This window comes from Rudaea sp., assembly GCF_036383415.1.
Classification (GTDB): domain Bacteria; phylum Pseudomonadota; class Gammaproteobacteria; order Xanthomonadales; family Rhodanobacteraceae; genus Rudaea.
Genome location: NZ_DASVOK010000197.1, coordinates 1 through 1,825, shown reverse-complemented (window position 1 = coordinate 1,825; position 1,825 = coordinate 1). Strand labels below are relative to the sequence as shown.

General features: G+C 67.5%; 2 protein-coding genes. Both read left to right on the top strand.

Annotation, left to right across the window (positions count from 1 at the left end; all coding sequences use genetic code 11):
• Positions 1 to 357: periplasmic heavy metal sensor (locus VF497_RS07855; protein ID WP_330887397.1), on the top strand; the 357-nt coding region annotated here is incomplete at its 5' end.
• 74 nt (positions 358 to 431) lie between these two features.
• Positions 432 to 1,825 (top strand): DUF1800 domain-containing protein (locus tag VF497_RS07850; RefSeq protein ID WP_330887395.1); only part of this gene is annotated, 1,394 nt, incomplete at its 3' end.

Here is a 1,825-nt window from a genome sequence, read left to right as displayed (position 1 = left end):
GCGGAGCCGCTTTCCGCCGAGCGGCAGAAAGCCTTCGCGGACAGCCTGAAGAACGGCCGTCGCGATGGACGGCCGTTCGCACGCGAGGCGCGCGAAGGGCGTCGCGAGGTGTTGCGTCTGCTTGCCGCGCCGCAGCTGGATCGCGCGGCGCTCGATGCGGCGCTCGCCCGCACGCGCGCAGCCGACAGCAGCTTGCGCGCGCAAATGGAGAGCAGTGTGGCGGATTTCGCGGCGAGCCTGTCGCCCGAGGAGCGCGTCGAATTCGCCGAAAGCCTGCGCTTGCGAGGGCAGTGGCGCGAACCGCCGCTGCCGGCCAAGGGCGCGAAGCCGGCCAATCCGGCGTCGTCGAATAATTAGAAAATGCGCAAAAACGCGCGACGGATTTTTCCGACGCCGCCGTTTAAGCACTATCCCATGCCGAAGAGGGCGCTATGACTGCCTCGCCAAACCTCACTGCCGCTGCGATCGCGCTGAACCGTTTCGGCCTCGGCGCACGCGCGGACGACGCGCCGCCCGCCGATCCGAAGGCGTGGTTGCTCGCGCAGTTCGAACCCTATCAGCCGAAGCCGCCCGCGTGGGCGAGCCAGCCGGATTCGGTGACCGTGTCGAGCGAACTGGCGCAGCAGCGCATGCAGATGCGCGAGCAGGCGCAGGCCAACGCCCAGGCGGCGTCGCAAGCCGCGTCCCAAACAACGACGCAGGCAGCGACGCAGGCAGCGACGCAGGCAGCGGCGAAAAACGATAAGGAAGCCGAACGAAAAATGATTCGCGTGGAGATACGCGATCTGTACCGTTCGTCCGTGAATGCGCGAGTGACGAGCGCATTGACCACCGAGACGCCTTTCGTCGAGCGGCTGGTTCATTTCTGGGCGAATCACTTTGCCATATCGACGGAAAAGCCCGAGGTGGCCGCGCTCGCGGGTGCGTTCGAAGCGGAAGCGATCCGTCCGCACGTGCTCGGCCGTTTCGAAGACATGCTGGTCGCCGTCGAGCGTCATCCGGCCATGCAGCTGTTTCTCGATCAGTCGCGTTCGGTGGGACCGGACAGCATCGCGGCGATGCGCGCCGCGCAGCGCAATCCCGACCGCAAACCGGGTCTCAACGAAAATCTCGCGCGCGAAATCATGGAGTTGCATACGCTCGGCGTGCGCAGCGGCTACAGCCAGGACGACGTCGTTGAATTCGCCCGCGCGCTGACCGGATGGAGTCTCGCGGCCAATCCCGCCAATGCCGCCAATGCCGCGAACGCCGGCAAACAGCCCAACCGCGCGATGCAGCCGGCCGCCGCGCCAGGCACATTCGTGTTTCGCGACGCGCTGCATGAGCCCGGTTCGCGAACCATCATGGGCCGCCGTTACGATCAGCGAGGCGAGGACCAGGCGCTCGCGGTGCTGCGTGACCTCGCGAGTGCACCGGCGACGGCGCAGCACATCGGGACCAAGCTCGCGCGTCATTTCATCGCCGATAATCCGCCGCCCGCCGTGAGCGAGCGGCTCGCGAGCGCCTTCGAGCGCAGCGGCGGCGATCTGCCGACTGTGTATCGCGCGTTGCTCGACTCGCCGCAAGCGTGGTCGCCCGTGGCCGTGAAGTTCAAGACGCCGTGGGAATGGGCAATTTCGTCGATGCGCGGCCTCGGCTGGCGGGAACTCGGCAATGTCCAGGCTGCGCCTCTGCTCACGCAACTGGGCCAACCGGTGTGGCGGCCAGGCTCGCCCGCCGGTTACGACGATATCGCCGCAAGCTGGGCCGCGCCCGACGCGCTCGTGCGTCGCGTGGAAGTCGCGCAGCGCTTTGCGTCGCGCGTCGGCGACCGGCTCGATGCGCG